The 24,284-nt window shown below is 43.0% G+C and carries 27 protein-coding genes and 1 riboswitch; of the genes, 14 read left to right on the top strand and 13 right to left on the bottom strand.

Annotated features, from left to right (window positions below):
* Nucleotides 1-268: 268 nt before the first annotated feature.
* Complete coding sequence (locus TY16_RS22990; protein ID WP_043934047.1) at nt 269-436, bottom strand: hypothetical protein; 168 nt, start codon at nt 434-436, stop codon at nt 269-271.
* Between the two features lie 13 nt (nt 437-449).
* The gene (locus tag TY16_RS22985) at nt 450-773 is read right to left on the bottom strand and encodes a YtzC family protein (RefSeq protein WP_442853237.1); all 324 of its coding nucleotides are present in this window, start codon (nt 771-773) and stop codon (nt 450-452) included.
* Nucleotides 774-911: 138 nt separating this feature from the next.
* Between TY16_RS22985 and TY16_RS22980 the strand changes: the two genes are divergently transcribed.
* Entirely contained in the window at nt 912-1,874 is a 963-nt protein-coding gene (locus tag TY16_RS22980; protein ID WP_043934046.1) for a TIGR01212 family radical SAM protein, read from the top strand.
* A gap of 16 nt (nt 1,875-1,890) precedes the next feature.
* The gene (locus TY16_RS22975; protein ID WP_043934045.1) at nt 1,891-2,463 is read left to right on the top strand and encodes a class I SAM-dependent methyltransferase; all 573 of its coding nucleotides are present in this window, start codon (nt 1,891-1,893) and stop codon (nt 2,461-2,463) included.
* Nucleotides 2,464-2,796: 333 nt separating this feature from the next.
* Here the strand turns inward: TY16_RS22975 and TY16_RS22970 are convergent, their stop codons facing one another.
* Together TY16_RS22970 and TY16_RS22965 are read right to left on the bottom strand one after the other, a co-directional pair.
* Nucleotides 2,797-3,867, bottom strand: coding sequence for a tetraprenyl-beta-curcumene synthase family protein (locus TY16_RS22970; RefSeq protein WP_043934044.1), 1,071 nt, complete (start codon nt 3,865-3,867; stop codon nt 2,797-2,799).
* A gap of 228 nt (nt 3,868-4,095) precedes the next feature.
* Nucleotides 4,096-4,899: an alpha/beta hydrolase gene (locus TY16_RS22965; RefSeq protein ID WP_043934043.1), complete on the bottom strand. Its 804-nt coding sequence runs from the start codon at nt 4,897-4,899 to the stop codon at nt 4,096-4,098.
* A 323-nt stretch (nt 4,900-5,222) separates the two neighbouring features.
* On the opposite strand from TY16_RS22965, the gene TY16_RS22955 reads away from it, so the two are divergent.
* Nucleotides 5,223-5,747: a gamma carbonic anhydrase gene (locus tag TY16_RS22955; protein ID WP_043934041.1), complete on the top strand. Its 525-nt coding sequence runs from the start codon at nt 5,223-5,225 to the stop codon at nt 5,745-5,747.
* 205 nt (nt 5,748-5,952) lie between these two features.
* On the opposite strand, the gene asnB is transcribed toward TY16_RS22955, so the two are convergent.
* The 3 genes from asnB to TY16_RS22940 all read right to left on the bottom strand — a co-directional run bounded on the left by asnB (nt 5,953) and on the right by TY16_RS22940 (nt 10,209).
* Complete coding sequence (gene asnB, locus TY16_RS22950; RefSeq protein ID WP_043934040.1) at nt 5,953-7,845, bottom strand: asparagine synthase (glutamine-hydrolyzing); 1,893 nt, start codon at nt 7,843-7,845, stop codon at nt 5,953-5,955.
* 269 nt (nt 7,846-8,114) lie between these two features.
* Entirely contained in the window at nt 8,115-9,314 is a 1,200-nt protein-coding gene (metK, locus tag TY16_RS22945) for a methionine adenosyltransferase (protein ID WP_043934039.1), read from the bottom strand.
* Between the two features lie 301 nt (nt 9,315-9,615).
* Nucleotides 9,616-9,733, bottom strand: a riboswitch (SAM riboswitch).
* Between the two features lie 110 nt (nt 9,734-9,843).
* Nucleotides 9,844-10,209: a thiol-disulfide oxidoreductase DCC family protein gene (locus TY16_RS22940; RefSeq protein ID WP_043934038.1), complete on the bottom strand. Its 366-nt coding sequence runs from the start codon at nt 10,207-10,209 to the stop codon at nt 9,844-9,846.
* 127 nt (nt 10,210-10,336) lie between these two features.
* On the opposite strand from TY16_RS22940, the gene pckA reads away from it, so the two are divergent.
* The gene (pckA, locus tag TY16_RS22935) at nt 10,337-11,923 is read left to right on the top strand and encodes a phosphoenolpyruvate carboxykinase (ATP) (RefSeq protein WP_043934037.1); all 1,587 of its coding nucleotides are present in this window, start codon (nt 10,337-10,339) and stop codon (nt 11,921-11,923) included.
* Between the two features lie 402 nt (nt 11,924-12,325).
* Here the strand turns inward: pckA and TY16_RS22930 are convergent, their stop codons facing one another.
* Nucleotides 12,326-12,568 (bottom strand): DUF2584 domain-containing protein, encoded by a 243-nt coding sequence (locus TY16_RS22930; RefSeq protein WP_043934036.1) that lies wholly within the window; start codon nt 12,566-12,568, stop codon nt 12,326-12,328.
* Nucleotides 12,569-12,762: 194 nt separating this feature from the next.
* Nucleotides 12,763-13,554 (bottom strand): alpha/beta hydrolase family protein, encoded by a 792-nt coding sequence (locus tag TY16_RS22925; protein ID WP_043934035.1) that lies wholly within the window; start codon nt 13,552-13,554, stop codon nt 12,763-12,765.
* Between the two features lie 108 nt (nt 13,555-13,662).
* Between TY16_RS22925 and TY16_RS22920 the strand changes: the two genes are divergently transcribed.
* The 3 genes from TY16_RS22920 (at nt 13,663) to TY16_RS22910 (ending at nt 16,314) form a co-directional block, all read left to right on the top strand.
* On the top strand, nt 13,663-14,667 hold the full coding sequence (locus tag TY16_RS22920) for an ABC transporter substrate-binding protein (protein ID WP_043934034.1): 1,005 nt from the start codon (nt 13,663-13,665) through the stop codon (nt 14,665-14,667).
* A gap of 83 nt (nt 14,668-14,750) precedes the next feature.
* The gene (locus tag TY16_RS22915) at nt 14,751-15,515 is read left to right on the top strand and encodes an ABC transporter ATP-binding protein (protein ID WP_043934033.1); all 765 of its coding nucleotides are present in this window, start codon (nt 14,751-14,753) and stop codon (nt 15,513-15,515) included.
* Nucleotides 15,508-16,314, top strand: coding sequence for an ABC transporter permease (locus TY16_RS22910; RefSeq protein ID WP_231505665.1), 807 nt, complete (start codon nt 15,508-15,510; stop codon nt 16,312-16,314). Before TY16_RS22915 ends, TY16_RS22910 begins: the two co-directional genes overlap by 8 nt.
* Nucleotides 16,315-16,358: 44 nt before the next feature.
* On the opposite strand, the gene ytkD is transcribed toward TY16_RS22910, so the two are convergent.
* Nucleotides 16,359-16,841, bottom strand: a complete 483-nt coding sequence (gene ytkD / locus TY16_RS22905) for an RNA deprotection pyrophosphohydrolase (RefSeq protein WP_043934031.1) — start codon at nt 16,839-16,841, stop codon at nt 16,359-16,361.
* Between the two features lie 159 nt (nt 16,842-17,000).
* Between ytkD and TY16_RS22900 the strand changes: the two genes are divergently transcribed.
* Complete coding sequence (locus TY16_RS22900; RefSeq protein WP_043934030.1) at nt 17,001-17,831, top strand: DUF6612 family protein; 831 nt, start codon at nt 17,001-17,003, stop codon at nt 17,829-17,831.
* A gap of 4 nt (nt 17,832-17,835) precedes the next feature.
* Here the strand turns inward: TY16_RS22900 and TY16_RS22895 are convergent, their stop codons facing one another.
* Complete coding sequence (locus TY16_RS22895; RefSeq protein WP_081773085.1) at nt 17,836-18,165, bottom strand: hydrolase; 330 nt, start codon at nt 18,163-18,165, stop codon at nt 17,836-17,838.
* A 256-nt stretch (nt 18,166-18,421) separates the two neighbouring features.
* Between TY16_RS22895 and TY16_RS22890 the strand changes: the two genes are divergently transcribed.
* Both TY16_RS22890 and ytzI read left to right on the top strand, forming a co-directional pair.
* Entirely contained in the window at nt 18,422-18,676 is a 255-nt protein-coding gene (locus tag TY16_RS22890; RefSeq protein WP_043934029.1) for a DUF6154 family protein, read from the top strand.
* Between the two features lie 158 nt (nt 18,677-18,834).
* Entirely contained in the window at nt 18,835-18,993 is a 159-nt protein-coding gene (gene ytzI, locus TY16_RS25975) for a YtzI protein (RefSeq protein ID WP_081773084.1), read from the top strand.
* Nucleotides 18,994-19,063: 70 nt separating this feature from the next.
* On the opposite strand, the gene TY16_RS22885 is transcribed toward ytzI, so the two are convergent.
* The gene (locus TY16_RS22885) at nt 19,064-19,537 is read right to left on the bottom strand and encodes an S-ribosylhomocysteine lyase (RefSeq protein ID WP_043934028.1); all 474 of its coding nucleotides are present in this window, start codon (nt 19,535-19,537) and stop codon (nt 19,064-19,066) included.
* 185 nt (nt 19,538-19,722) lie between these two features.
* On the opposite strand from TY16_RS22885, the gene yidD reads away from it, so the two are divergent.
* Nucleotides 19,723-19,983 carry a membrane protein insertion efficiency factor YidD gene (gene yidD / locus TY16_RS22880; protein WP_043934027.1) on the top strand — a complete coding sequence of 87 codons (261 nt, stop codon included), beginning with the start codon at nt 19,723-19,725 and terminating at the stop codon, nt 19,981-19,983.
* 1 nt (nt 19,984) lies between these two features.
* Here yidD and TY16_RS22875 read toward each other — a convergent pair whose 3' ends face one another.
* A complete protein-coding gene (locus TY16_RS22875) occupies nt 19,985-20,542 on the bottom strand; it encodes a beta-class carbonic anhydrase (RefSeq protein WP_043934026.1) in 558 nt (185 codons plus the stop codon).
* A 212-nt stretch (nt 20,543-20,754) separates the two neighbouring features.
* Between TY16_RS22875 and TY16_RS22870 the strand changes: the two genes are divergently transcribed.
* The 3 genes from TY16_RS22870 (at nt 20,755) to TY16_RS22860 (ending at nt 24,260) form a co-directional block, all read left to right on the top strand.
* Nucleotides 20,755-21,711, top strand: coding sequence for a metal ABC transporter solute-binding protein, Zn/Mn family (locus TY16_RS22870; RefSeq protein ID WP_043934025.1), 957 nt, complete (start codon nt 20,755-20,757; stop codon nt 21,709-21,711).
* A gap of 117 nt (nt 21,712-21,828) precedes the next feature.
* Nucleotides 21,829-23,190: a cytochrome ubiquinol oxidase subunit I gene (locus TY16_RS22865; protein ID WP_043934024.1), complete on the top strand. Its 1,362-nt coding sequence runs from the start codon at nt 21,829-21,831 to the stop codon at nt 23,188-23,190.
* Between the two features lie 11 nt (nt 23,191-23,201).
* Nucleotides 23,202-24,260, top strand: a complete 1,059-nt coding sequence (locus TY16_RS22860) for a cytochrome d ubiquinol oxidase subunit II (protein ID WP_043934023.1) — start codon at nt 23,202-23,204, stop codon at nt 24,258-24,260.
* Nucleotides 24,261-24,284: the final 24 nt, after the last annotated feature.

Here is a 24,284-nt window from a genome sequence, read left to right as displayed (position 1 = left end):
TGGATAAGAATGCCATTCTGTGACCTAAATCACAAAATTTTTCCGAGTTCTTTCCGAATTGTGAACGCCTCTCTGATGGGTACAACCGATAAATCCGTGATTTCCGCAAAATAGGATGATTTCATTTTTGTGAAAGCTGTGAAGAAATTATGAAGAATTTATGAACTTACACAAACCTTCACAAAGTCTCTTTTATACAGTGGGAAAGATTGTTGGTACATAAAAAGGCAGGAACCGATGTGGTTCCTGCCTTAACTAAAACACCCAATCAATTTTCAACGTGCATTTTTGATTTAACCGGCTGTCCGCCTTTCTTTTCATACGCTTTCTTTGCCCTGTCAATCAGGTTAAGATCAGTGCCTACCTCTACGTCCTGGCTATTGTAGCCATTGCGAGTTTTTTGCTCCGGGTTATTTTGTTTCGAACGTTTTTTCATTGAGTTAGCCTCCCTAGTAGCGCTGCAGAATAAGATCGTTCTGGACTTGCTGAAGCTGAAGCCTCATCCTGTTCAGCCTTTCGCGCTGTTGCGAGTTCGCACTCAGGGCAAGAACAGCCATCTCATTATAAGCATCCTCGAGTGTCTGCAACGCTTGCGTATAACCCTCTGCGTTATAATGTTCCTGCCTTGCAGTATGGTTATACTGATCCTGTGCAAACTCAATCGCTTCCTGGCATCTATGGATGTAGTCTTCAATTGATTGGCGGGTTGCCATTGGATTCCCCCCTACTGGTTTATCAGTCCTTGGACCGGAACCTGCGTAAAGCAGTTTCATTCTTATTTTGTCTCCTATAGCTTTTACTATCACTCGATATTATTGGGAAGAAATGAAATGGCTCATCCTACACTTTCATGGTAAAATTCATTTTATGCCATTGCTTGGCAAAACTAATGAACAATGGGGTGACCCCAAATGAAAGATCCTAACCCTTTCCCTTATGCACTGGACCATAAACGGTATCATTCCTGGAATTATCACTTGCGAAGCCAGTTTGGCCATAAAGTATTCAAGATTGCCCTGGATGGCGGCTTTGATTGTCCGAACCGTGACGGCACGGTAGCCCATGGCGGCTGCACATTTTGCAGTGCAGCAGGTTCCGGGGATTTTGCAGGAAGGCGCACCGATGAGCTTGAGGTTCAATTCAATGAAATAAAGGCAAAGATGCATTCAAAATGGAAAGATGGCAAATACATGGCCTATTTTCAGGCATTTACAAATACGCATGCTCCAGTTTCCGAGCTGCGGGAAAAGTTTGAAACTGTACTTAACAAAGAGGGCGTAGTTGGGCTTTCAATTGCAACCCGGCCAGATTGCCTGCCTGATGACGTTGTAGAGTATCTTGCCGAGTTGAATGGAAGGACCTACCTTTGGGTTGAACTTGGCCTGCAGACTATACATGAGAAGACAGCTCAAATTGTGAACAGGGCTCACGACTTTGACTGTTATGTAAAAGGCGTTGAAAAACTTAGAAAACATGGAATCCGAATCTGTACCCATATTATTAACGGCCTGCCTCTTGAAACAACTGATATGATGATGGAAACGGCTCTAGAGGTTGCAAAACTAGATGTACAAGGAATAAAAATCCATCTTCTTCACCTTCTTAAAGGAACACCAATGGTGAAACAATATGAAAAAGGCATGCTTGAGTTTTTGTCCTTTGACGAGTACATCAACCTTGTCTGTGATCAGCTTGAGGCACTGCCGCCAGAAATGATTATCCATCGGATAACCGGTGACGGGCCAATCAATCTCATGATCGGTCCCATGTGGAGTGTGAATAAATGGGAGGTCTTAAACGCAATTGACGCTGAACTGCTGCGCCGTAACAGCTGGCAAGGAAAGTTTTACAAAAAGGTGGAAGTTTCGATATGAAAAAAGGATGTTTACTATGAAGCTTGACGGAATCCTCCCTTTCGCAAGAGGGCTATTACAAAAAGCCGTTGAGGAAGGCGGCAGCGCGGTCGATGCAACGATGGGAAACGGACATGATACTCTGTACCTGGGCAATCTTGTTGGAGAAACCGGTACTGTTTTCTCTCTCGATATTCAGCCTGAAGCAATTAGCTCTACCTCTGCCCGGCTTGAACAAAGCGGGATAGCTGACAGGGTAAAGCTGTTCCAAACAGGCCATGAGCTTGTATCTTCGTGTATTCCTGCGAGCTTTCATGGCAAGATACACGCTGCCATTTTTAATCTTGGTTACCTTCCGGGCAGCGACAAAAGCATAATAACCAGACCGGGGACAACCATTTCGGCTGTTGAACAGCTATTTGCAATGCTAAAACCCGGAGGTATTATCGTTCTTGTCGTCTATCATGGACATGATGGAGGCGAGGAAGAACGTGACGGTTTGCTTAAATTTGCTGGTGGGCTCGACCAAAAACAGGCGCATGTCCTGCAATACGGTTTCATCAATCAGAAAAACAATCCTCCCTTTATTGTAGCCATTGAAAAGAGATAAGGCATTCGCTTATGCGAATGCCTTTTTCGATTTAATTTAACTTGGTTTGCCACCTAAATTTAAAATTGCGTGGCAGCGGTATTATGCCCTGGTTTATTGGGTACATTTTGCCTGGCTTCATAGTTCAAAACGATTCCAATACAACTTGTTGGGTACATTTTGGCCTGCCTTAGAGCTCAAAACAATTCCAATACAGCTTGTTGGGTACATTTTGACTAGCCTTAGAGCTCAAAACCATTCAATGCAGCTTGTTAGGGTACATTTACTTCTTGAACGGACGTTTTACGGGTCATACTCTCCATGATGCTTAATTTTAATCAGTCTCTACCTAAGCTAGTTCAAACGGACTTTTTGAAAAAACCTGTATGCCAGCCCGTTCATATAAAAGAATTTACTTACAGGGCCGCCCGCTTTTATAATTTTTTTAGCAAGCTTCCTGACACCCTCCTGGCTTTGCACCTTACTGTCTGACAAATACAATCCCAAAAGTCCTCGATTAATCATCATATGAAACTGCTGATGTGGAAGCCCTTCTGTGTGGCGATCAGCTTCCTCCATAAAATGGAGCAGCCGATTGAACAGGACTTCCTGATCTTGATAATAAAAACAAAAATTGAGATCTCCGCCAAGCCTGTCCTCATCTTGATCAATAAAATAATCCAATAAAATATGGAGCCCCTGAATATAGGGGAAATAACCATTGACTACTTTTTTGGCATTCTCCTCCCCCATCGGACTTCCTATCGCATAGGAAACCAGGCAAAAAATACCCAGTGTCGAGCCGGAACAAGCAGAAAACTCATACCAATCCATCTCAGGCATACTTTTTTTATGGCGGCTAAACCATTCCTTTAACCGTCCTTCCCTTTCATCGGGGTGAACGTGTTTGTGGACCTGCAGTTCACAGTAATAGCCACAAAGATCGAGAAGATGATCCACGATCACAGGATAACTGCTTACGGATTGAAGAACTTGTTTACAAGTGCCAACGAGATCGGCTAAATAACCACCATCATTCTTATCTTCCCTTTTGCTGTAATAATCCCCAAGGGTTGGCCCAGGCAAGAGGGCATCAAACATAGCATCGTGAAGCGCGGCAAAATCATCGGGATCAAGTGAGGTACTGCGATCACAAAGGTTATCTAGGTAATCACTGATGGTTTGATAGGCGACAATAAACTTAATTGCCTTTCTATACTCGTTTTTTGCAATTAAAGCAATGATGGAGCCGCCCTCGCAATGAAACGTTTTGGTGTTGATACTTGCAATTGCCTGATTACGGAGCTCATGATTCGGAATTGCTTCTGCCCGCTGTTTCCAATAAGCCAATTCTTCCTTTACAGCAGGGAATATCTTTCTATAACTTAGAGCCATCAGGCTGACTGGTTTTGCTGGAATCATCAATTCTAAATCACCTACTTGTATTTGCACTTTTTTTAAAAAAGTATGCTGGATTCTAGTGTTTCCTTTAATTTACTAATGAAGACGGGAACAGACTTTAAAATAAGTCCTAGCCGTCCTTCATCAAGCCTATGAAGACGGGAACAGTCCTTAAAATCGTGTCCAACCGTCCTTCACCGAAAATAATAAAGGAGGGAGACCTAAAAAAACGACGGAGCTCCCTCCTACTTTCTAAAGAACATAACCGATTGCGCGCAATTGGCTATGAACAAAATCAATTGAGTATTGAAACACTTGCTCACGCTCTGGCTCGTTGAAAATTTCATGGTACAAACCTGGCCACTCTTTATAACGTTTTTCAGATAGCGGAGCATGATTGAACCAGGTGCTGACTGCCTTTTTATTTACGATCAGGTCATCCCCAGCCTGCATGACAAGAGTTGGCGTATCCTGAGTTTTATCAAGCTCTTCAAATGCCGTTTTCATAGCGTCCTGCAGTTCACGGTACCAGCGGACAGATACCTTGGTAACGTACAAAGTATCATTTGAATCTGCTTCCTGGACATCTTTGTTCCGGGTAGCCATCTGGACAGTGAGTCCCGAATTCATGCGAAGGGATGGGAAAACTACATTCAAACCATAAGAAAGGCCATTAATAACCTTGGAAGGCTGGTGAATGAGACCCAGGCAAGGCGAAGACAGAATGACTCCTGCCAGAGTAAGTTGTTCTTCTTGCAAAAGCCGTATCGAAATTAATCCACCCATGCTATGCCCCAGCAAAAACACAGGCAGGCCATATGTATATGCTGCTTGAATCCAATCCTTTACTTCAACCAAATAATCATCGAAGGAATCGATATGGCCGCGGCTTGATCGTGTTGTCATTCCCTGTCCGGGAAGATCACCCATAATTACATGAAAACCGGATGTTCTCCACATTTCAATCAGCCAGCCATAGCGGCGGTGGTGCTCCATTGCCCCATGAACGATGACAATTACTGCTTTTGCTTCACCGTCTGCTTCCCATTTCCACATACGAAATTCCTCCTAAAGACCGAACTGTTCATTAAAGTACTATATCACACTTATGTCTCTTAAAAACCCAATATGCTTTGCATCTTTCTGTGGCTTCGTTACAATAATCGTATAAAAGATGAACTAATTAGTTTAAGCTGCTTTTTAATTTCCGCTCCAGGCGCTTCGCTTTCCGCGGGGCGGGCGGTGAGCCTCCTCGGCGCTTTTCGCCTGCGGGGTCTCACCTGTCCCGCTGCTCCCACAGGAGTCTTCGCGCCTTCCGCTCCAATTAAGATAAGATTCATTAGTTCATCTTATATAGCTTGTATTAAAGGAGTGTCAAAATGATTTACCCATATAAAGGGAAGTATCCACAAATACATAATACGGCATTCATCGCAGATTTTGTGACCATAAGTGGTGATGTTGAAATCGGCCCGGAATCAAGTGTATGGTACAACACCGTAATCCGTGGTGACATCGCTCCAACTATCATTGGTAAAAAAGTCAGTATACAGGACAACTCTGTCCTTCACCAGAGCCCGAATAACCCGCTTATCATTGAAGATGAGGTAACTGTGGGGCATCAATGCATTTTACACAGCTGTATTCTTCGCAAGAATTCCCTTGTTGGAATGGGCTCAATTGTCATGGATAAAGCTGAAATAGGCGAAGGTGCATTTATAGGTGCTGGAAGCCTTGTTACGCCTGGCAAAAAAATCCCGCCTGGCACACTGGCCCTCGGCAGGCCGGCAAAGGTCATTAGGGAACTGAATGAGGATGATATCCGGGAGATGCAAAGAATTACAAAGGAATACGCAGAAAAGGCCCAGTATTACAAAGCCGTATCTCAAGGAAACAAGGAATGATTATTATAGAGAAGGAGGCTGACCCGGCTGGGTCGCCTCCTTTTAATTGAGAACTGTCTAGCTCCAGCGCCTAGAGCCTAGTGCACTTCGGTCCCCTCGTTACGATAAGTCAACATCGATTCGCTAACGCTCATCGTGTTTCCTTTATCTCCTTCGAGGCCCTCCAGTCCATACGGCGCTGACCAAGGCGCTTGCGCTTTTCCGATTAATTTCTCGCGGCTTGGATCTCGCTGGTTTGACCAAACGAATACTTCTCTTCAACAAAGACTTGGTGCCAAACCATAAACATAAGAACAGTCCAGATTTTCCGGCTGTTGTCTGCTTTGCCTTGGCAATGGTCATCGAGCAGGTTCAATACATACTGCTTATTGAATAGATGATCTGTATTGCTTTCACGGATGATGTCCTTCGCCCAAGTATTCATTTCATCCTTGAGCCAGTGGCGGATTGGTACAGGGAAACCAAGCTTCTTCCTGTCCAGAACGTGCGCTGGCACAAAGCTCTCGGCTGCTTTCCGCAAAATGTATTTCGTCGTTCCATTAGCTGTTTTTAAGTCTGATGGAATTTGCGATGCTACCCGGAATACTTCTTTATCAAGAAACGGTACACGAAGCTCCAGAGAATGTGCCATTGTCACTCTGTCTGCTTTTAAAAGAATATCTCCCCGCATCCAGGTATGAATATCAATATATTGCATACGGTCAACAGGATTGTATCCGGTACTCTCCGCATAAAGCCGTTTTGTAATGTCAGTAAAATCAAGGCCATTTTTGTATACATTAAGAAGTTCGCGCTTTTCGTCCTCGGAGAACATTTTCGCATTTCCAATGTAGCGTTCCTCCATTGGAGTTACTCCACGCTCTATAAAGCTCTTTCCTTTTGTTCCTTCAGGCATGATTCCTGCTATCCCTTTTAAAAGGACTTTGCCGACACGCGGAATTTTATTGAAAACTTGCAGGTCGCCTGGTTCGCGGTAAATATTGTAGCCGCCGAACAATTCGTCCGCACCTTCCCCCGACAGGACAACGGTAACATGCTTCCTTGCTTCACGGGCAACAAAATAAAGCGGCACGCAAGCCGGATCAGCCAGCGGGTCATCCATATGCCACATAATTTTAGGAATCTCATTCATATATTCTTCAGGCGTAATCACATATGAGATATTCTCTACACCGAGCTTTTCCGCAGTTTCCTTCGCGACATCAATTTCGCTAAAGCCGTTTCGTTCAAATCCTACAGAGAACGTCTTAATTGCAGGGTGGAACTCCTTGGCAATCGCAGCGATGATAGATGAGTCAATCCCGCCTGAAAGGAATGAGCCTACAGGAACATCGGAACGCATATGGATTTTGACTGAATCGAAGAGGATATCACGGATTTCTTTCGTAAAATCATCCTCGGACTTTGCGACCGGTGAAAAACGAGCCTTCCAGTACCGTTTAATTTCCATTGGCTTGCCTGCTTTTTTAATAAAGTAGTGGCCAGGTTCAAGCTTATGAATACCTTCTGTCATCGTCTCTGGTTCAGGGACAAACTGATAGGTCAAATAATGCTGAAGTGAATCGTAGTTCATTTCCTTTTTATCTAAGGCAAGCAAAATACTTTTCTTTTCAGAAGCAAAGTAGGTCTTTCCACCTTCTTCATGATAAAAGAATGGCTTAATACCAAAGTGGTCTCGTGCTCCGAACAATACTTTTTCTTGCTTATCCCAAATTACAAACGCAAACATGCCACGAAGCCTGTCAACGGCTTTTTCCTTCAGATGGCTGTATAAAGCAATGATGACTTCTGTATCAGAATGTGTAGCAAAATTTAATCCCTCTTTTAACAGCTCATCACGAAGCTCAACATAGTTGTAGATTTCTCCATTAAAAATAATCCAATATCGCTCATTTTCATAAGTAAGCGGCTGAGCTCCGCATTCAATATCAATAATGCTTAGGCGTCTAAACCCAAACTGGATATGTTCATCAAAATAGTAACCATCATCATCAGGACCCCTGTGTGTGATGATATCATTCATGTTTTTAAATAGCTGTTTGTCTTCACCTGAATAACTTTGTGGCTTTTCATGGACACAACCTATAAAACCGCACATTATGTAGTTCACCTACTCCGATCATTGCATTTTATTTACGCATGGTAGAATTACTATGCCTTTTATTTTCGGCATGCCATATTATACTATCATTTTTCTGTAAAAAATGGCATAGATAGCTGCAGGAAAAATTAGCCACGGCTGCTTCTTAATAGCTCTTCCCTGCTATGGATACTACTACCCAGAAAAATTGCTTCAAACACCATCAGACAATTTGACGAAAAAGAAAAACGGGAGTTACATCATCATGTAACCCCCGATATTTGAACCTATTTAGATGCTTGTTCCTTTAAAATCGCTGCCTTATCGGTACGCTCCCAAGGGAGGTCAACATCATTGCGGCCAAAGTGCCCGTAGGCAGCTGTCTGCCTGTAAATTGGCTTGCGCAAATCAAGCATATTGATAATACCAGCAGGACGCAGGTCGAAGTTAGATTCAACTAGTTCAATCAGGATGTCTTCATTTACTGTACCAGTTCCGAAAGTATCAATAGAAATTGATACTGGGCGCGCTACACCGATGGCATAGGCAAGCTGGACTTCAACTTTTTCTGCAAGGCCTGCCGCTACAATATTTTTAGCAACATACCGGGCTGCATAGGCAGCGGAACGGTCAACTTTTGTTGGATCTTTACCGGAGAATGCTCCCCCGCCGTGGCGGGCATAACCGCCGTACGTATCAACAATGATTTTACGGCCTGTGAGACCGGCATCCCCTTGAGGTCCACCGATAACAAAACGGCCAGTTGGATTGATGAAATACTTAGTGTTTTCATCAATTAAATCAGAAGGAACAACAGGGTTAATAACATGTTCTTTCAAATCTTTTTGAATTTGCTCTAGTGTTGCCTTTTGACTGTGCTGGGTGGAGATAACAATGGTATCAATACGAACTGGCTTGTCGTTTTCATCGTATTCAACCGTTACTTGAGTTTTCCCATCCGGGCGCAAGTATGCAAGTGTTTCGTTTTTACGTACTTCAGCCAGCCTGCGTGACAGTTTATGCGCAAGTGAAATAGGAAGCGGCATTAGCTCTTCGGTCTCGTTGCAGGCAAAGCCGAACATAAGGCCCTGGTCACCCGCACCAATCGCTTCAATTTCCTCATCACTCATTTGGCCTTCACGGGCTTCCAATGCCTGGTCAACACCTAGTGCGATATCGGCAGATTGCTCGTCAATTGCGGTTAATACTGCGCAGGTATCAGCGTCAAAGCCATATTTGGCACGTGTATAACCAATCTCCCTAATTGTTTCACGGACAATTTTTGGAATATCAACATACGTTGAAGTAGTAATTTCCCCTGCTACGAGGACTAGACCGGTTGTAACAGACGTTTCAGCTGCTACACGGGCATTTGCGTCTTTTTCCAGGATTGCGTCTAAAATCGAATCAGAAATTTGGTCGCAGATTTTATCTGGATGACCTTCTGTAACTGATTCAGAAGTAAATAAACGGCGTTTTGATGGCATCTGGATTCCTCCTATATTTTTTAACTGATAGAACAGTAAAAATTAAAACAAATTTCACTCTCCTATTGGAGCAACTAAGCCTCCAGATTTAGCGGCTAGTTTTAATTAAATGAGGTCAGCTTAGGACACGATCCGGCCAGCCGAAAACCTCGGTCACGGTACTCATTTCCCTAAGTAGTATGAAGTAAACATAGGGTTTTTATGTCTAAATATGTATACCACTGCCTAAATTGAGCGGGAACAAAATAAAAAACCTTCCCTGGTTAGAGGAAAGGTTCAATTGAATGATTAGCGCCTTTCACTCTTATCGTTCAAGGCAATCGCCTTGCGTCAGGTTGGCACCTTTTCTGAAAACTGTCGCTTTTCAGCAGGTTGCCGGGCTTCGTAGGGCCTGTCCCTCCACCGGCTCAGGATAAGAGAGTATCCGTTCAAGGGTAAATATTATCATACTCAAGAGGCATGTCAATGGATTTAACCAAATTTTTAATTAGTTTTTGGCAAAATGGCAAACATGGTGGGAAAAACTTGATTAAAGTGAGCAACTTCCATCCTCACAGGTTGTTCCCATCCATTTGTAGCGATTCCTGGCAATCCAGTTATAGATTCGAATACCAATGAGTGATGCGAAGGGAATATAGAGCAGGAGGGCTGGCAATATGGTTAACGGAAATTGGAGGAGCATTTTTCTAGCGGCAAAAAAGCCTTTATAAAGCTTCACACCTTCTATAAGATGGAGCTCCCGCCTCAAGTCTACCGCCTGAAAAGAAGGCTGCAGGCCCTTTTTTTCATACTCCTGCAACGAAATCCACTGAATCCTTCCTAACCAGTCAAGTTTATTTGACTTCTCCTTTGAAGCTTTGCATAAAGCACAGTTTCCATCATAGAGCGCAAGCAAGCCGTAACCGCCTCCATTTTTTTAAATTAATCAAACGTTTAATAATATACCCCATTTATGCTAATGTGTTATACTGTTTTCGGGATGAGGATTCACTAAAATATCTTAAAGGGGAAATTAAATTAACATGAACGGAGTACAAATTCCAGAGAACCTGAGCAATCTCTTAAACGGGGAAAACATACTTACCCAACTTTCTGTACCCCAACTCGTCGAAAAAGTTCTTAGCCGCGGGGAAGGCATCCTTACTTCAACAGGTGCAGTATCCGTTTCGACCGGTAAATACACTGGACGCTCTCCAGAAGATAAATTTATAGTCGACGAGCCATCTATCAGAGGCAAGATTGACTGGGGCAAGATTAACCGCCCTATTTCCGAAAAAAACTTTACTACCTTATATAATAAAGTAATTGAGTATTTAAAACAAAAAAATGAACTTTTTGTTTTTAACGGTTATGCCGGTGCTGATAAGAAATACCAACTGCCTATTCAGGTTATCAATGAATATGCCTGGCATAACTTATTCGCCCGCCAATTGTTCATCCGTCCTGGCCATACAGATTTTTCTTCAAATAAACCGGAATTCACGGTCATTTCAGCTCCCGGCTTTAAAGCCGATCCTGTACTTGATGGAACAAACTCAGAAACATTCATCATCATTTCTTTTGAAAAAAGAACCGTTCTTATTGGTGGAACTGAATATGCAGGCGAAATGAAAAAATCTATTTTCTCAGTTATGAATTACCTCCTCCCTGAATCCGGGATCATGCCGATGCATTGCTCAGCGAACGTGGGCATGGAAGGAGATGTCGCCTTATTCTTTGGGTTATCGGGAACTGGAAAGACAACGCTTTCAGCCGACGCCAACCGCCGTCTGATTGGAGATGATGAGCACGGCTGGTCATCCAATGGGGTATTTAATATTGAAGGCGGCTGCTATGCCAAGACCATCAACCTTTCAAGAGAAAAAGAACCTCAAATTTTTGACGCCATCTGTTTTGGGGCAGTACTTGAAAATGTTGCGGTCAACTTGGACACCCGCGAAACTAATTATGATGATGGCACATTAACAGAAAACACGAGGGCTGCTTATCCGCTAGAAGCAATTCGTAATATCGTTACACCAAGCGTTGCTGGCCATCCAAATACAATTGTATTCCTTACAGCGGATGCATTTGGGGTACTCCCTCCGATTTCAAAACTAACAAAGGAACAGGCTATGTACCATTTTCTAAGCGGATATACGTCAAAGCTGGCCGGAACAGAACGGGGCATTTCATCGCCTCAAGCCACCTTCTCTACATGCTTTGGAGCTCCTTTCCTTCCGCTTCCAGCAAACCGGTACGCAGAAATGCTTGGAGAAAAAATCCTTGAGCATAACTCAAAGGTCTTTCTCGTTAATACTGGATGGACCGGCGGAGAGTACGGAGTTGGCAGCAGGATGAAGCTAAGCTACACACGGGCCATGATCCAGGCTGCACTTGGAGGCGAACTCAACAATATTGATACAGTCCGCGATGAGATTTTTGGCCTTTATGTACCGCTTCATGTACCGGGAGTTCCCGATGCGGTCCTACAGCCGGAGAAAACATGGCAGGATGCTGCAGAGTATAAGCGCAAGGCAACAGAATTGGCAGCCCAGTTCCGTGAAAACTTTAAAAAGTTTCAAGGCGTCGACCCTACCATCGAACAGCTTGGCGGTCCATTGCAATAATTCCTGGACAAAAAAGAGGCTTTCCTGTGAGAAGCCTCTTTTTTTGCTTTTTATTGAGTTTCTTACGTCTAGCTCCACAATGATAGCTCCAGCAGTATAATCATCGCAGTGACACAAAGAAATGCTACCATGAATAATCATCGCAGTGACAGGCGATTTTTGTCTGCCTCGAGGCGATTGCCTGTCTCGGAGGCAATTTTTGCCTGTTGCGAGGCGCCTTCTGCCTGTCACGAAGGCGCTTCCGCTTTTTTTTGTCTAGCTCCAGCGCCTAGCGCCTAGTGTACTTCGGTCCCCTCGTTACGATAAGTCAACATCGATTCGCTTGCGCTCATTGTGTTTCCTTTATCTCCTTCGAGGCCCTCCAGTTCATACGGCGCTGACCAAGGCGCTTCCTCTTTTCTGTTAATTTGGTGAATAAAGTGAAGTGAGTTCATAGGTAATCCGCGTTAACGCGCCTTCCCATTCAACCTTCTTAATTTTCGCTGTCCCACTTGAATCGGCATCAATTGTCCTTCTGATATCGATTGGGATATCAATAGGATAAAGCCGGTATCCTGCCTTTTCGAGGATAAACAAGTTTTCCTCAATTCTTTGTTCCTTGCCTTTTGTCACAATCATGGTGTTGAGTTCAAGAGGCATCCCCATAACTGTTCCTCCTTTTTCCATCCTTTTGTTGCTAGTAACAGAATGCTTTTCTTTTTAGAAGAATTGTCTAGCTTCAGCGCCTAGCCCCTCGAGGTCTTAAGCCGTGCCCCTCCGGAGGGCAGGCCCTCCTGCGGGTCCCGTCTTAGGCTGGTCGGGGCTGATCAATGCGCTTGCGCTTTTCTTATATAGTACCACTACTTTGCCTGCCTTTTCATCCATGCACAGAGGTCTTTGACGACTTTTCTATTTACGGCCGGGGGAAAGTAGTGAGTAAAGTCATCGAAGTACCACGTTTCCGGTTCCTTTCCAAGTTCTTTGAGCCGTTTTTCCAACCTGTAGGCATGGTCGATTGATACATTATCATCATGAACACCATGAATAATCAATACCGGTGGCACAAGCCGTTCCAGCTCGTATAACGGTGTCCTGCTTTCATACCGTTCTGGATATTTCACCGGGGTTCCTCCGATGACCCTCTTCATCATCCTTCTTAAATCTTCACGCTCCACATAGGTGAGGCTCATATCACTTACACCGCCCCATGTAACGACAGATGCAGACTCAGGAAACTCAAGGGCAGTTAGTAATGCCATAACTCCTCCTCTTGAGAAACCAAAAATATGGATATGAGTGACTCCATGGATTCCCTTTAGTAATTGGAAAGCGGAGAAAGCGTCAAGCCGGTCTTCACCTGCGAAGTCTTCGTCGCCTTCTCCTCCCTGGTTGCCCCTATAAAAAGGCGCAAAAACTACAAAGCCCTCAGAAGCAAACTGAGCAATTCTTGCGGGCCGTACTTTTCCTACATTTTTTATTCCGCCCCTCAAATACAAAAATGCATCAAATGTATCTCCTTTAAGGGGCTTTGCGAGGAGGCCTTTTACCTTTAAACCGCCTGACATATATGTAACAAGCCATAAACCAATATCAGGATTTGGAGATGGGAATGTATCCATTGTGATGATTTTTCCATCGACTGCTTTTTCCATTCAATTTCCTCCTTATTTTCCCCTTATGGGCATTCACACAATCATTTCTGTTTCATACGATATCACAGGCACTTAGCCCAATTCATTTAATTCGGGAGGTAAACCACTATGTTCAAACGGTTCAAGAGAAGTTACCTGCTCTTGATTGCTTTGCTTCTTGCATTGCCCCTTGCAGCTTGCCAGGATAAACCCGCAGAGAAAAAGCTTGAAAAGGTGCGTGTTGCAGAAGTAACCCATTCACTATTCTACACTCCTCAATATGTTGCCCTTGCACAAGGCTTTTTTAAAGACGAGGGGCTGGATGTGCAGGTAACGACAACACCTGGAGGCGACAAAACTATGACTGCCCTTCTCTCCAATGGTGCTGATATCGCCCTTGTCGGATCTGAAACATCCATTTATGTGCAGGCACAGGGCTCAAGTGACCCAGTCATCAACTTTGCCCAGCTAACACAAACGGACGGGACTTTTCTCGTAGCCCGTGAAAAAATCGATAACTTTTCCTGGGATATGTTGAAAGACACTACCTTTCTTGGCCAACGCAAAGGCGGCATGCCTCAGATGGCAGGCGAGTTTGTTTTAAAAAAACACGGAATTGACCCGCACAAAGATTTAACTCTAATCCAGAATATCGACTTCGCGAACATCGCGACAGCCTTTGCATCCGGGACAGGCGACTTTGTTCAGCTCTTTGAACCAACTGCCAGCATATTTGAAAAAGAAGGAAAAGGCCATGTTATTGCTTCATTTGGAACCGAGTCCGGACATATTCCTTATACCACTTTTATGGCAAAAGAAAGCTATATGAAAGAAAACGCTAAAACCATTGAAAGCTTCACTAAAGCGATCTACAAAGCACAGCAATGGGTTCAGGATACTGATTCAAAAGAAATTGCAAAAGCGATTCAGCCTTACTTCGAAGACACAGACCTCGATATAATGGCAACGGTTATTGAACGATACAAGAGCCAGGGTTCATTCGCAACGGACCCCATCCTTGATCAAGAAGAATGGGATAACCTCCAGAATATCATGGATGAAGCAGGAGAGCTCCCTAAGAGGATTGAGCATGAAACACTCGTGAACACAGAGATAGCTGAAAAAGTAAAATAACATTTCCTTTAATGGAGGGCGTGATTCAGGCCCTCCATTATGGATAACCAATTGAGATAAAACAAAGCGAAGGAGGCCGCTGCATGAGTTTCCTATCCATTGAAGGAATTAGCCACACCTATTTTACAAAAGATATGGCGGTTACGGCCCTCTCCAATATCACTCTTTCTGTTGAGGAGGGAGAGTTCATTTCCTTCCTGGGCCCGAGTGGCTGTGGAAAGACGACCTTGCTTTCAATCATTGCCGGCCTGATTAATCCAACAGAGGGCAAAGTTCAGCTTGGCGGCAAGGAAATCGAACAGGCTAGGAGCGATATTGGATATATGCTTCAGCAGGATTATCTGTTCCCATGGAAGACAATCGAGGAAAATGTCCTAATTGGCCTCAAACTATCGAAAAATTTAACAGTGAAAAGGAAGGCCCAGGCAATAAAGCTTCTGGAGGATATTGGGTTGCCAGGAGTTGAAAAAAAGTTACCTAAACAGCTATCTGGAGGAATGAGGCAACGGGCTGCCCTTGCCCGGACACTTACAGCCGAACCAAAGGTGCTCATGCTTGACGAGCCATTCTCCGCACTGGACTACCAATCGAAATTAAAGCTTGAGGACCTTGTATTAACAACGTTAAAAAGTTTGGGAAAGACAGCTATCCTGGTGACACATGATATTGGAGAAGCCATTGCCATGAGCGATCGTGTTTACTTATTTTCGGCAAGCCCGGGCCGCATCCATAAAGTTTTTGATATTCCTGAGGAATTAAGAAAACTCCAGCCATTTGATACTAGAAACCACGAAAGCTATGGAAAATTGTTTAAAGAAATATGGAAGGAGCTGGAGTCACTTGAATAACCCTCAGACCCTTATCAGCTCCCAGCATGCTCAATATTTAAAGAACCTAAAAAAAGAACAGCTTTTAGTCCGATTTTATCAGCTTCTAATATTTGCCGCGTTTTTCTCTGTTTGGGAAATCAGCAGCCGCAAGGAATGGGTTGATCCGCTCATTTTCAGCGCACCAACAAAAATATGGCAATTGCTTTTAACAAAACTGCAGGACGGGACACTTCTTGCTGACCTCGGCATAACCCTGACGGAAACGGTCGCCGGTTTTCTGTTGGGAACGTTCCTGGGAACATTGATTGCAGCCATCCTTTGGTGGTCCCCGCTTTTATCAAGAATTTTAGACCCTTATCTTGTTGTCCTGAATGCCATGCCTAAAGTCGCGCTAGGGCCAATTTTAATAGTTGCAATGGGTCCTGGTTTTGCTTCAATCATCTCAATGGGAGCGATTATATCAATCATAATCACTACCATCGTCGTTTACACCTCTTTCAGGGAAGTCGATCCCAATTACCTGAAAGTCTTACAGACCTTCGGGGCAACGAGGTTTCAGTGCTTTAAGGAAGCAATTCTCCCTGCTTCATTTCCGACAATCATCTCGACCTTGAAGGTAAATGTCGGCCTTTCATGGGTCGGTGTCATTGTTGGGGAATTCCTGGCTTCCTCGAAAGGCCTTGGCTATATGATTATTTACGGATTCCAGGTGTTCAATTTCACCCTGGTCCTGCTCTCACTGCTTGTTATAGCCGTATTCGCAACCCTTATGTATCAGCTTGTAGCCCTGGTTGAAAGAAAGCTTGTAAAAGAATAGACTGGTAGAAAAATACGGCCGAGCACTTTTATGCCGGCCGTCCATTATTGTTCTCCCCTGAACTTTTCCAATTGTTTGAGGCACTCTCCTATGACTTCATCCTTCATAATAAAACTGAACTTTTGGCCATGCCGTTCCAGATCGAGATTTCCTTTAAGCAAAGTTGGCCCTTCTGTTTCGTAATATGTCTCCTTTTGTTCAATCCTGTCGGCAATTCCCCAGAAAACCGCCTTTACGAAAGACTCACCAGTGTCCTTGTCCGTTACGCGATAATCCGCAATCCATAAGAGCTTTTTGAGGATTGCGCCTGTTTCTTCATTTACTTCCCTTTGTGCAGCTTCTTCAAGGGTTTCTTCCTGTTCTACTTTACCTCCTGGGAATTCCAATCCCCTTACGCTGTGCTTTGTCAACAGCCATCTGCCATTAAACTCGCACATGATTAATACATGCCCTGCCAGCCCGGAAAAGGTACTTTTCGAAAAAGAAAGCTCAATTCTGTTCCCATTAATGTCTTTAAACTCGACCATATATTTACCCTCGCAAAATAGAAATGGTAGCTGTATCATTACTTTAATGGTAGCTTTAAAAAGAATTGGCATCAATTATTTTTGTAAAATCATGTTTTACATTTTAAGGATAGGCTAAAAAGAGAGTAACGTTCGAAACTACCGGGGAGGAGGACACATTTGGGGAAAACAGCAAACTTTATCACAGGAATTTTCCTTCTATTTGTACTATCCGCATGCTCTACCAAAGATGAAAGTGTCTCAGAGATAAAGCCGGCAGATACCATGGATATCGAATTAACAGCCATTCAGGTCCTCCAAGAAGCAGAGAAAGCCTTTGAATTCCTTGATAGTCTGTCAGTTAATTTGACAATTGAACAACTAATTTCAGAACAGAATGAACAAAAAGACATAAAACTGTCTTCAGTCCTAAATACTGATGTAATGACGAATCCTTTATCCTTCCACCAAAAGTCGGAAATGAGGATGGAAGGAGGAGAAATCCCCTATCTTACAGAAGCGTACTTTACCGAACAAGGAATGTTTGTATATGACAGCAGAAATAGGTTGTGGACAAAGCATCCGGCCTCTTCCGCGGAAAAAGCCCTATCTGCCGCTGCCGGCAAGCTTAATCCCGCAGCCGAACTCAACAAGGCTTCACATTATGAAGGGAATTTTGAGTTAAAGGAAGGCGAAGAAGAATATGTTGTCATGTTGAAAGCAACTGACAGCAACCAAGGTATGCAGGAATTTGCAAAAAGCACGCTGCCTTCTGATTTGCGGGACAATAAAGAGCTTCTCGCCAATCTCTCGATTAAAGATTTAGATTATGAAATCGCTCTTAATAAAAAAACCTTCTATCCTTCGCGGTTAAATGTAAAGATAGAAATGGAATGGTCCTCAAATTCAAAGCCTGTAAAGCTAATCCAGGAACTTGATGGAGTTTATACAAACTTTAATTCACTTACTGAGATTTCTGTTCCGGATACTGTACTTGAACAAACCCGCTAGAAACTTAGGGGTTGGGCGGCTGGTTTAGAATACCCATTGATTCAATGTGATTCCTTGCCTGCTCGTCCCCAAGATCATGAATCATACTGTATATCTTTTGCATACTGATATCATAAGCGTCATTATCCTTATCATGGTGGTATTCCAGATATGGGATATGCGCTCTGACAAAATTGCCTAACTCATGGGTATAATTTTCATCAAAATATTCCCGTAAGGTTGTAATTTCTTCATCGGTTGCTTCAATCTTAAAATTCCAGGGTGAACTAGTCGCACTTTGAGAAATCTCGCCATTTGCTATTGAAACATAATACGTTTTCTTATGACCATCCATGATTGTCAAACCCTCCCTGCCTGAATGTATGCAGCGGAATTGCAAACCCGTTTATCTTTGTATCCCTCAACAATATTTTTTTATACTTTTAATCATTTTTTAACCACTAAAGCCATAGATTGTTTAAAATAAGAAATGATGCTTCAAACTAAAGGAATACTTTTCGATGCAAAGGGTATTTAATTAGTATAGAGATAACGGCAGAAGTAGCCTATTTCACTTTATAAAAAATTTCTCTTGTCTGGAGGTGAATGTTGTGAAATTGGTTGATGAGCTTTACGAATTATACCGCAACAAGCTTACCGGAGACGAAGAGGATATCGATATGCTTGCCTTCGCCTTTCTTGAGGAAATGAGCCACGAAGATTTGTTGGCGCTGATTCAGGAAATGGATAAACAAGAATTGTATAATTTAATGGGCATTTACTTAATTGAGAGCCTTAAGGGCAAGTTCGCCAAGGATGAATATGGACAACGGCCGACAGGCTTTCATCCTAGGAATATACATTAGATTATTACATAGGGGTTGGGTTAAGAAGGGCCTAAAGAGGGGCTCTTTTTTTCGTTTATTGCTTTTAACTGAACAAAAATACTGATTTTATGACTTCTCCCAAAGGCCGAATGCCTTATGGTAAAATGGAAGTAAGAGTAACGGTAAGGGGGATGGGAATGGTCATAATTATGGTAATTTCTTTCATTATTATTTTCGCAGTTATCGCTTTGGCAGTCATTACAACATCTAAGGCTTATGGCTTTAAGCATACGGTCGACCCTGTCGACCAAGCTTCCACTGTTGAAGCCCATCAGGAGAGGGAACCACGGAATTAATAGGTTTCAATACACAAAAAGAGGCGTTTCCATCGTGGAAAGCCTCTTTTTCTATTATTTAAGATTTAATTTAAGCAAATACTTGTTTAAGATCTTCTTTGCTTTGTGTCAGCCAGAAGCGCATTAACTTCTTCGCACCTTCAAGGTCATGCAGCTTTGCCTGTCCGCATTGTTTTTCATTCGCGGCCGGAATATCCGTAATTTCCACAGCTTCCTTCATTGTAGCATCAAGCAAGTCAATAATTTCTTCAACTGTCGGTTCACCGCTGACAACAAGATAGTAGCCAGTTTGGCACCCCATTGGAGAAATATCAATAATGTCAAAATGGTCATATTTCTCGGAATGCTTACGGATATTAAAAGCAAGCAAGTGCTCAAGTGTATGAATTGAATCTGGCTTCATTGCTTGTTTGTTTGGCTGGCAAAAACGAATATCAAATTTATTAACAACACCGTCGCTGCCTACCTTGTGAACACCACAGTGGCGCACATAAGGGGCTTTAACTGCATCGTGATCAAGTTCAAAACTTTCAACTGAAGGCATGAATGTCACTCCTTTTTTCCTTTTCCTAGTATCATATCATAAAATCCGACTATTTTCATCTACTTTTAAGGAAATTCACCTTTTAGACGATTCTTTCCCTGTTGTGGTAGAGTAGGAAAAGAAAATATATAATTGCTTATTCTCTAGTAAACCATTGTTAGTTTAGAGCCAAGGAGATTATTTATATGTTTAAAAAATTATTCATTGGGCTTATCCGGTTCTATCAAAAAGCCATCTCTCCCCTCAAACCACCGAGCTGCCGATTCTATCCTACCTGCTCAAGCTACGGTCTGGAGGCGATCAGGCAATTCGGGGCTTTTAAGGGCGGATATCTGACCATAAAAAGAATCCTAAGATGCCATCCTCTCCATCCCGGGGGAGTTGACCCAGTCCCTGAGCAATGGCCTGGTTTCCGCAAGCATGCCGATCATAAGCACCAGCAATAATTTAATAGCCCTCTACAACCAAATCAAGTCTGCCTGTCTCCGGATCGATGACGAGACCGTGTACATTAACATCTGCTGGCATAAGTGGATGTTTTTTTATTGTCTCGACACTATGTTTCACACTTTCGGTCACATTGTCAAATCCATGAAGCCAACTAGTGATTTCAATCCCGGAATAATCGAGAGTGTCGAGGGTTTCCTGTTTGACTCCCCTTGCCTTCATTTTCTCCATCATTGTTTCCGCCTTCAATGAATTCATGCCACAGTCATAATGGCCGATGACGAATACCTCGTCAGCTTGCAGCTCATAAACTGCCACCAAAATGCTTCGCATAATACTTCCAAATGGATGGGCAATCAATGCACCAGCGTTTTTAATTAATTTTACATCACCATTCGATAAATTCATTGCTTTTGGTAATAGTTCAAGCAGGCGAGTATCCATACATGTTAGAATGACTGCCTTCTTATTTGGGAATTTCGTCGTTTGAAATTTTTCATATTCTTTGTTTTCGACAAAGTGCTTATTGTATTCAAGAATTTCATTCAGTTTGTCCATGTCTTTTTCACCTTTCCTAAACATAAGATAAGCGTGCAATTATTTTGCACCTTTATAAGAATACATGATTTTTTTATGGATGACCAATTTTCACTTGCTTTCATTCTATAATTTATGTATTATAATCAAGTCGATAAATCGGAATCATTACGCATTACTTATATTTTTTTATTTTTCAAATCGGAATTGCTACGATTTACTGGAGGCATATTATGAAAAAAATTCTTGCGGTATTAATAACAGTTATACTACTTGCCGGCTGCGGCAATGGCGGTGACGCGGTACAAAAGAATAATAAAGATGCACTAACCATTTACACAACTGTTTTTCCTTTGCAGTACTTCGCAGCAAGAATTGCGGGTGAACATGCTGAAGTCCATACGATTTACCCACCAGGGGCAGATGAACACTCGTTTGAGCCCTCCCAAAAGGATATGATTGCCTTGGCTGAATCTGATTTGTTCTTTTATATCGGATTTGGATTGGAGGGTTTCGTTAACAAAGCAAAATCCACTCTTGAAAATGAAAATGTACAGATGATTCCTGCAGCAAAGGATATTCATCCAGAAAGCAGCCAGGAATCCGGGCATGAAGAACACGCAGAACAAGAAGAAACTGAAGAAAATGAAGATGCTCATAACCATGGAGATGTTGATCCCCACGTTTGGCTGGATCCCATTTATGCCAAGGAGCTCGCAAAATCAATTAAAGATGCGCTTTCAAAACAGAAGCCGGATTTGAGCACTGAGTTTGATCAGAATTATAATGAATTGATTGGGGAACTCGACAAACTCGATCAAAGCTTTAAGGAAACAGCCTCTAATGCAAAATTGAATAAAATAATTGTTTCCCATGCAGCATTCGGTTATTGGGAATCCAGATACGGGATCGAACAAATTTCAATTGCCGGGATGTCCACTTCCAGCGAACCTACCCAAAAGGATATGGAAAAAATTATTGCGACTATTAATAAGTATGATATTCACTACATCCTTGTTGAGCAAAACGTGACCTCTAAGCTTGCTGAAACTATTGCGGCAGAAACAGATGCAGAGCTTCTCAAAGTCCATAACCTCTCAACATTGACGGATAAGGATATTAAAAACAAAGAAACCTATTTTACCCTCATGGAACAAAATCTAAAAACCCTTGAGAAAGCAATGAATTAAACATCAAGATCACCCTGTCCCAATGGATAGGGTGATTTTTCATATCCTGAAAAATTGTGTAAAATCTCCCACTTTGGTGAACACTGAAGCTATGTAATTTTTGAAAGGGAGAATACAATGAGTGACTTAACGATTGCGAGGTCCCTATTTGGCACTACTATGGGATTCCATATAATCCATGCCACAATTGGGGTTGGTCTGCCACTTATGATTCTGTTGGCCGAACTTCAATATCAACGGACAAAGGACCTTGAATATGTTGTCATGGCCAAACGCTGGACTAAAGCATTTGCAGTCCTGCTCGGAGTCGGCATCCCGACTGGCACGATTGCCGGTGTGCAGCTTTCTTTGCTATGGCCTGGATTTATGGAAGTCATCGGCAGGGTGATGGCTCTACCATTTCAAATTGAAATTTACGCTTTTTTTGTCGAAGCCTTGTTTATGTCGATCTATGTGTATGCAGCTGAACGAATCAAACCGTGGATGCGGATTGCAAGCCTTACTTTAGTAGCCCTCGGTGCACTTGCCTCTGCTGTCCTAATAACCAATGTTCACGCCTTTCAGGGAACTCCTGCAGGCTTCGACATTGTGAACGGTGAGATTGTAAATGTTGACCCATGGGCTGCTTTTTTCAACCCAAGCTTTTTCGTAACTGCAGGGCATGTCGCCCTTTCAGCTTATGTTGTTGGTGCATTTGTGGTAGCAATGGTCGCTGGCTTTAAAATGATGCGAGTGGAATACGGCTCAAGAATTTATAAGTTCCACCAAAAAGCCCTTTTCCTGTCACTTGTGGTAGGTGCAGTGTTTTCACTCCTTACTGCAGTTAACGGGCATGAATCTGCCCAAATGCTCCATGAATACCAGCCAGAGAAGCTTGCGGCAGCTGAAGGATTATTTGAGACCCAATCCCATGCTCCACTTGCGATTGGCGGTGTTGTAGACCCTGAAACCAAAGAGGTCAAATACGGCGTTGAAATCCCATGGGCGCTAAGCTTCCTTGCAGGTAATAATTTCGGCACTGTTGTGAAAGGGCTGAATGAATGGCCTGAGGAGGAATGGCCGCCTCTGTTTATCCACACACTGTTCAATGGAATGGTTTTCATAGGTACATTTTTAATCGCAATATCATTATTCGGCCTCTTCTGGAAAAAAATATTAAAAAAGCCGAAATATCCGAAATGGCTGCTCTGGTCATATGTGGCTTCTGGACCTCTCGCTATTCTCGCAATTGAATTGGGCTGGATCTTCGCCTGCACAGGCCGTCAGCCATGGAACATTTATAGGATGCTTACTACCGCCGAATCAGTGACAACTCAGACAAATCTTGGGCCGCTATATATACTGTTTTCAAGTGTATATGTCATCTTGGGAGCGGCCGCAATTTTTGTTTTGCTCTATTTTTTCAAAAAAAATCCCGTTCAACGGGATCTCGACCGTGCTGAAAATCCGGATGAACAGCTGTTCAGTTCAAACACATAGGAGGTTGACTGATGGTTGATGCCTATATAGCAATTACCATCCTCTGGGGTTTTGTCTTTATCTATGCCGTCATGGCAACCATGGACTTTGGGGCAGGCTTCTGGTCAATGATTTACATCAATAAACCAAAAACAAAGGCAACGAATATTGCCAACCGATATTTGTCCCCGACATGGGAAGTTACGAATACCTTTATTGTTGCTCTGGTTATTGCAGTATACAGCCTGTTTCCAAGGGGAGCCTATACGCTCGGAACTGTATTGCTTATTCCAGGGAGCATAATACTTGCGTTACTTGCTTTAAGGAGCGCGTTTCTTGTATTCTCAAATATTGCTGAAGAGTACAGGAAGCCTTTGACATATGTTTCTGGTATATGCGGTTTCTTGATACCGGGACTTCTGATAAGTGTTTTGCCGATTACCCATGGCCAATACATCGATACCCTTGAAGGAGGCCGTCAGACACTTAACCTTGTTCGTCTTTTTACAAGCCCGAACGAGTATGCGTTTTTTGCTTTTGCAATCAGCTCTACTCTCTTTTTATCATCTCTCTTGCTAGCGGATTATTCAAAAGTATCAAATGAAATGGAGGCCTATAACGTATATAGACGTGATGCACTCATTATGGGCCCTGTTTCCCTGGTTATGACCCTTGCCATCATGATTACTCTTGAAAGAGAAGTAGGCTGGCTTTACGAAAGAATGCTCGATTACCTTCCTTTGCTATTTCTTTCATTTGGATTCTTCCTGCTAGGCGGGCTTGCTCTTTTCCTTCCCTCTTTAAAGGATGGGAAAAAAGTGATTGGAATGCCTCGGCTTGCAGTTATCGCGATAACAGGACAGTACCTGGTGGCAAGCTATGTGTATGGTAAAGCGCATTTGCCATATCTCGTCTATCCTGATGTGACGATTCATTCTGCGTTTACCGATCCAAATTCATTCAGGGCTGTTTTTGCCACATATATAGTCGGCTTCGCCATTCTCTTCCCGGGCTTTGTATATTTTTGGAGTTTGTTCATGCATGATAAAAAATATTTACGCCAAAAGCGGGAAGATCCAAGCAAATCCTAGACCATAACAAAGAGGCTGCCCAAT

It is taken from the genome of Bacillus sp. EB01, from assembly GCF_000613125.1.
Lineage (GTDB): Bacteria > Bacillota > Bacilli > Bacillales > Cytobacillaceae > Bacillus_D.
The sequence above is the reverse complement of the archived record's forward strand: the minus strand, read 5'-3'. Positions and strand labels throughout refer to the sequence as shown.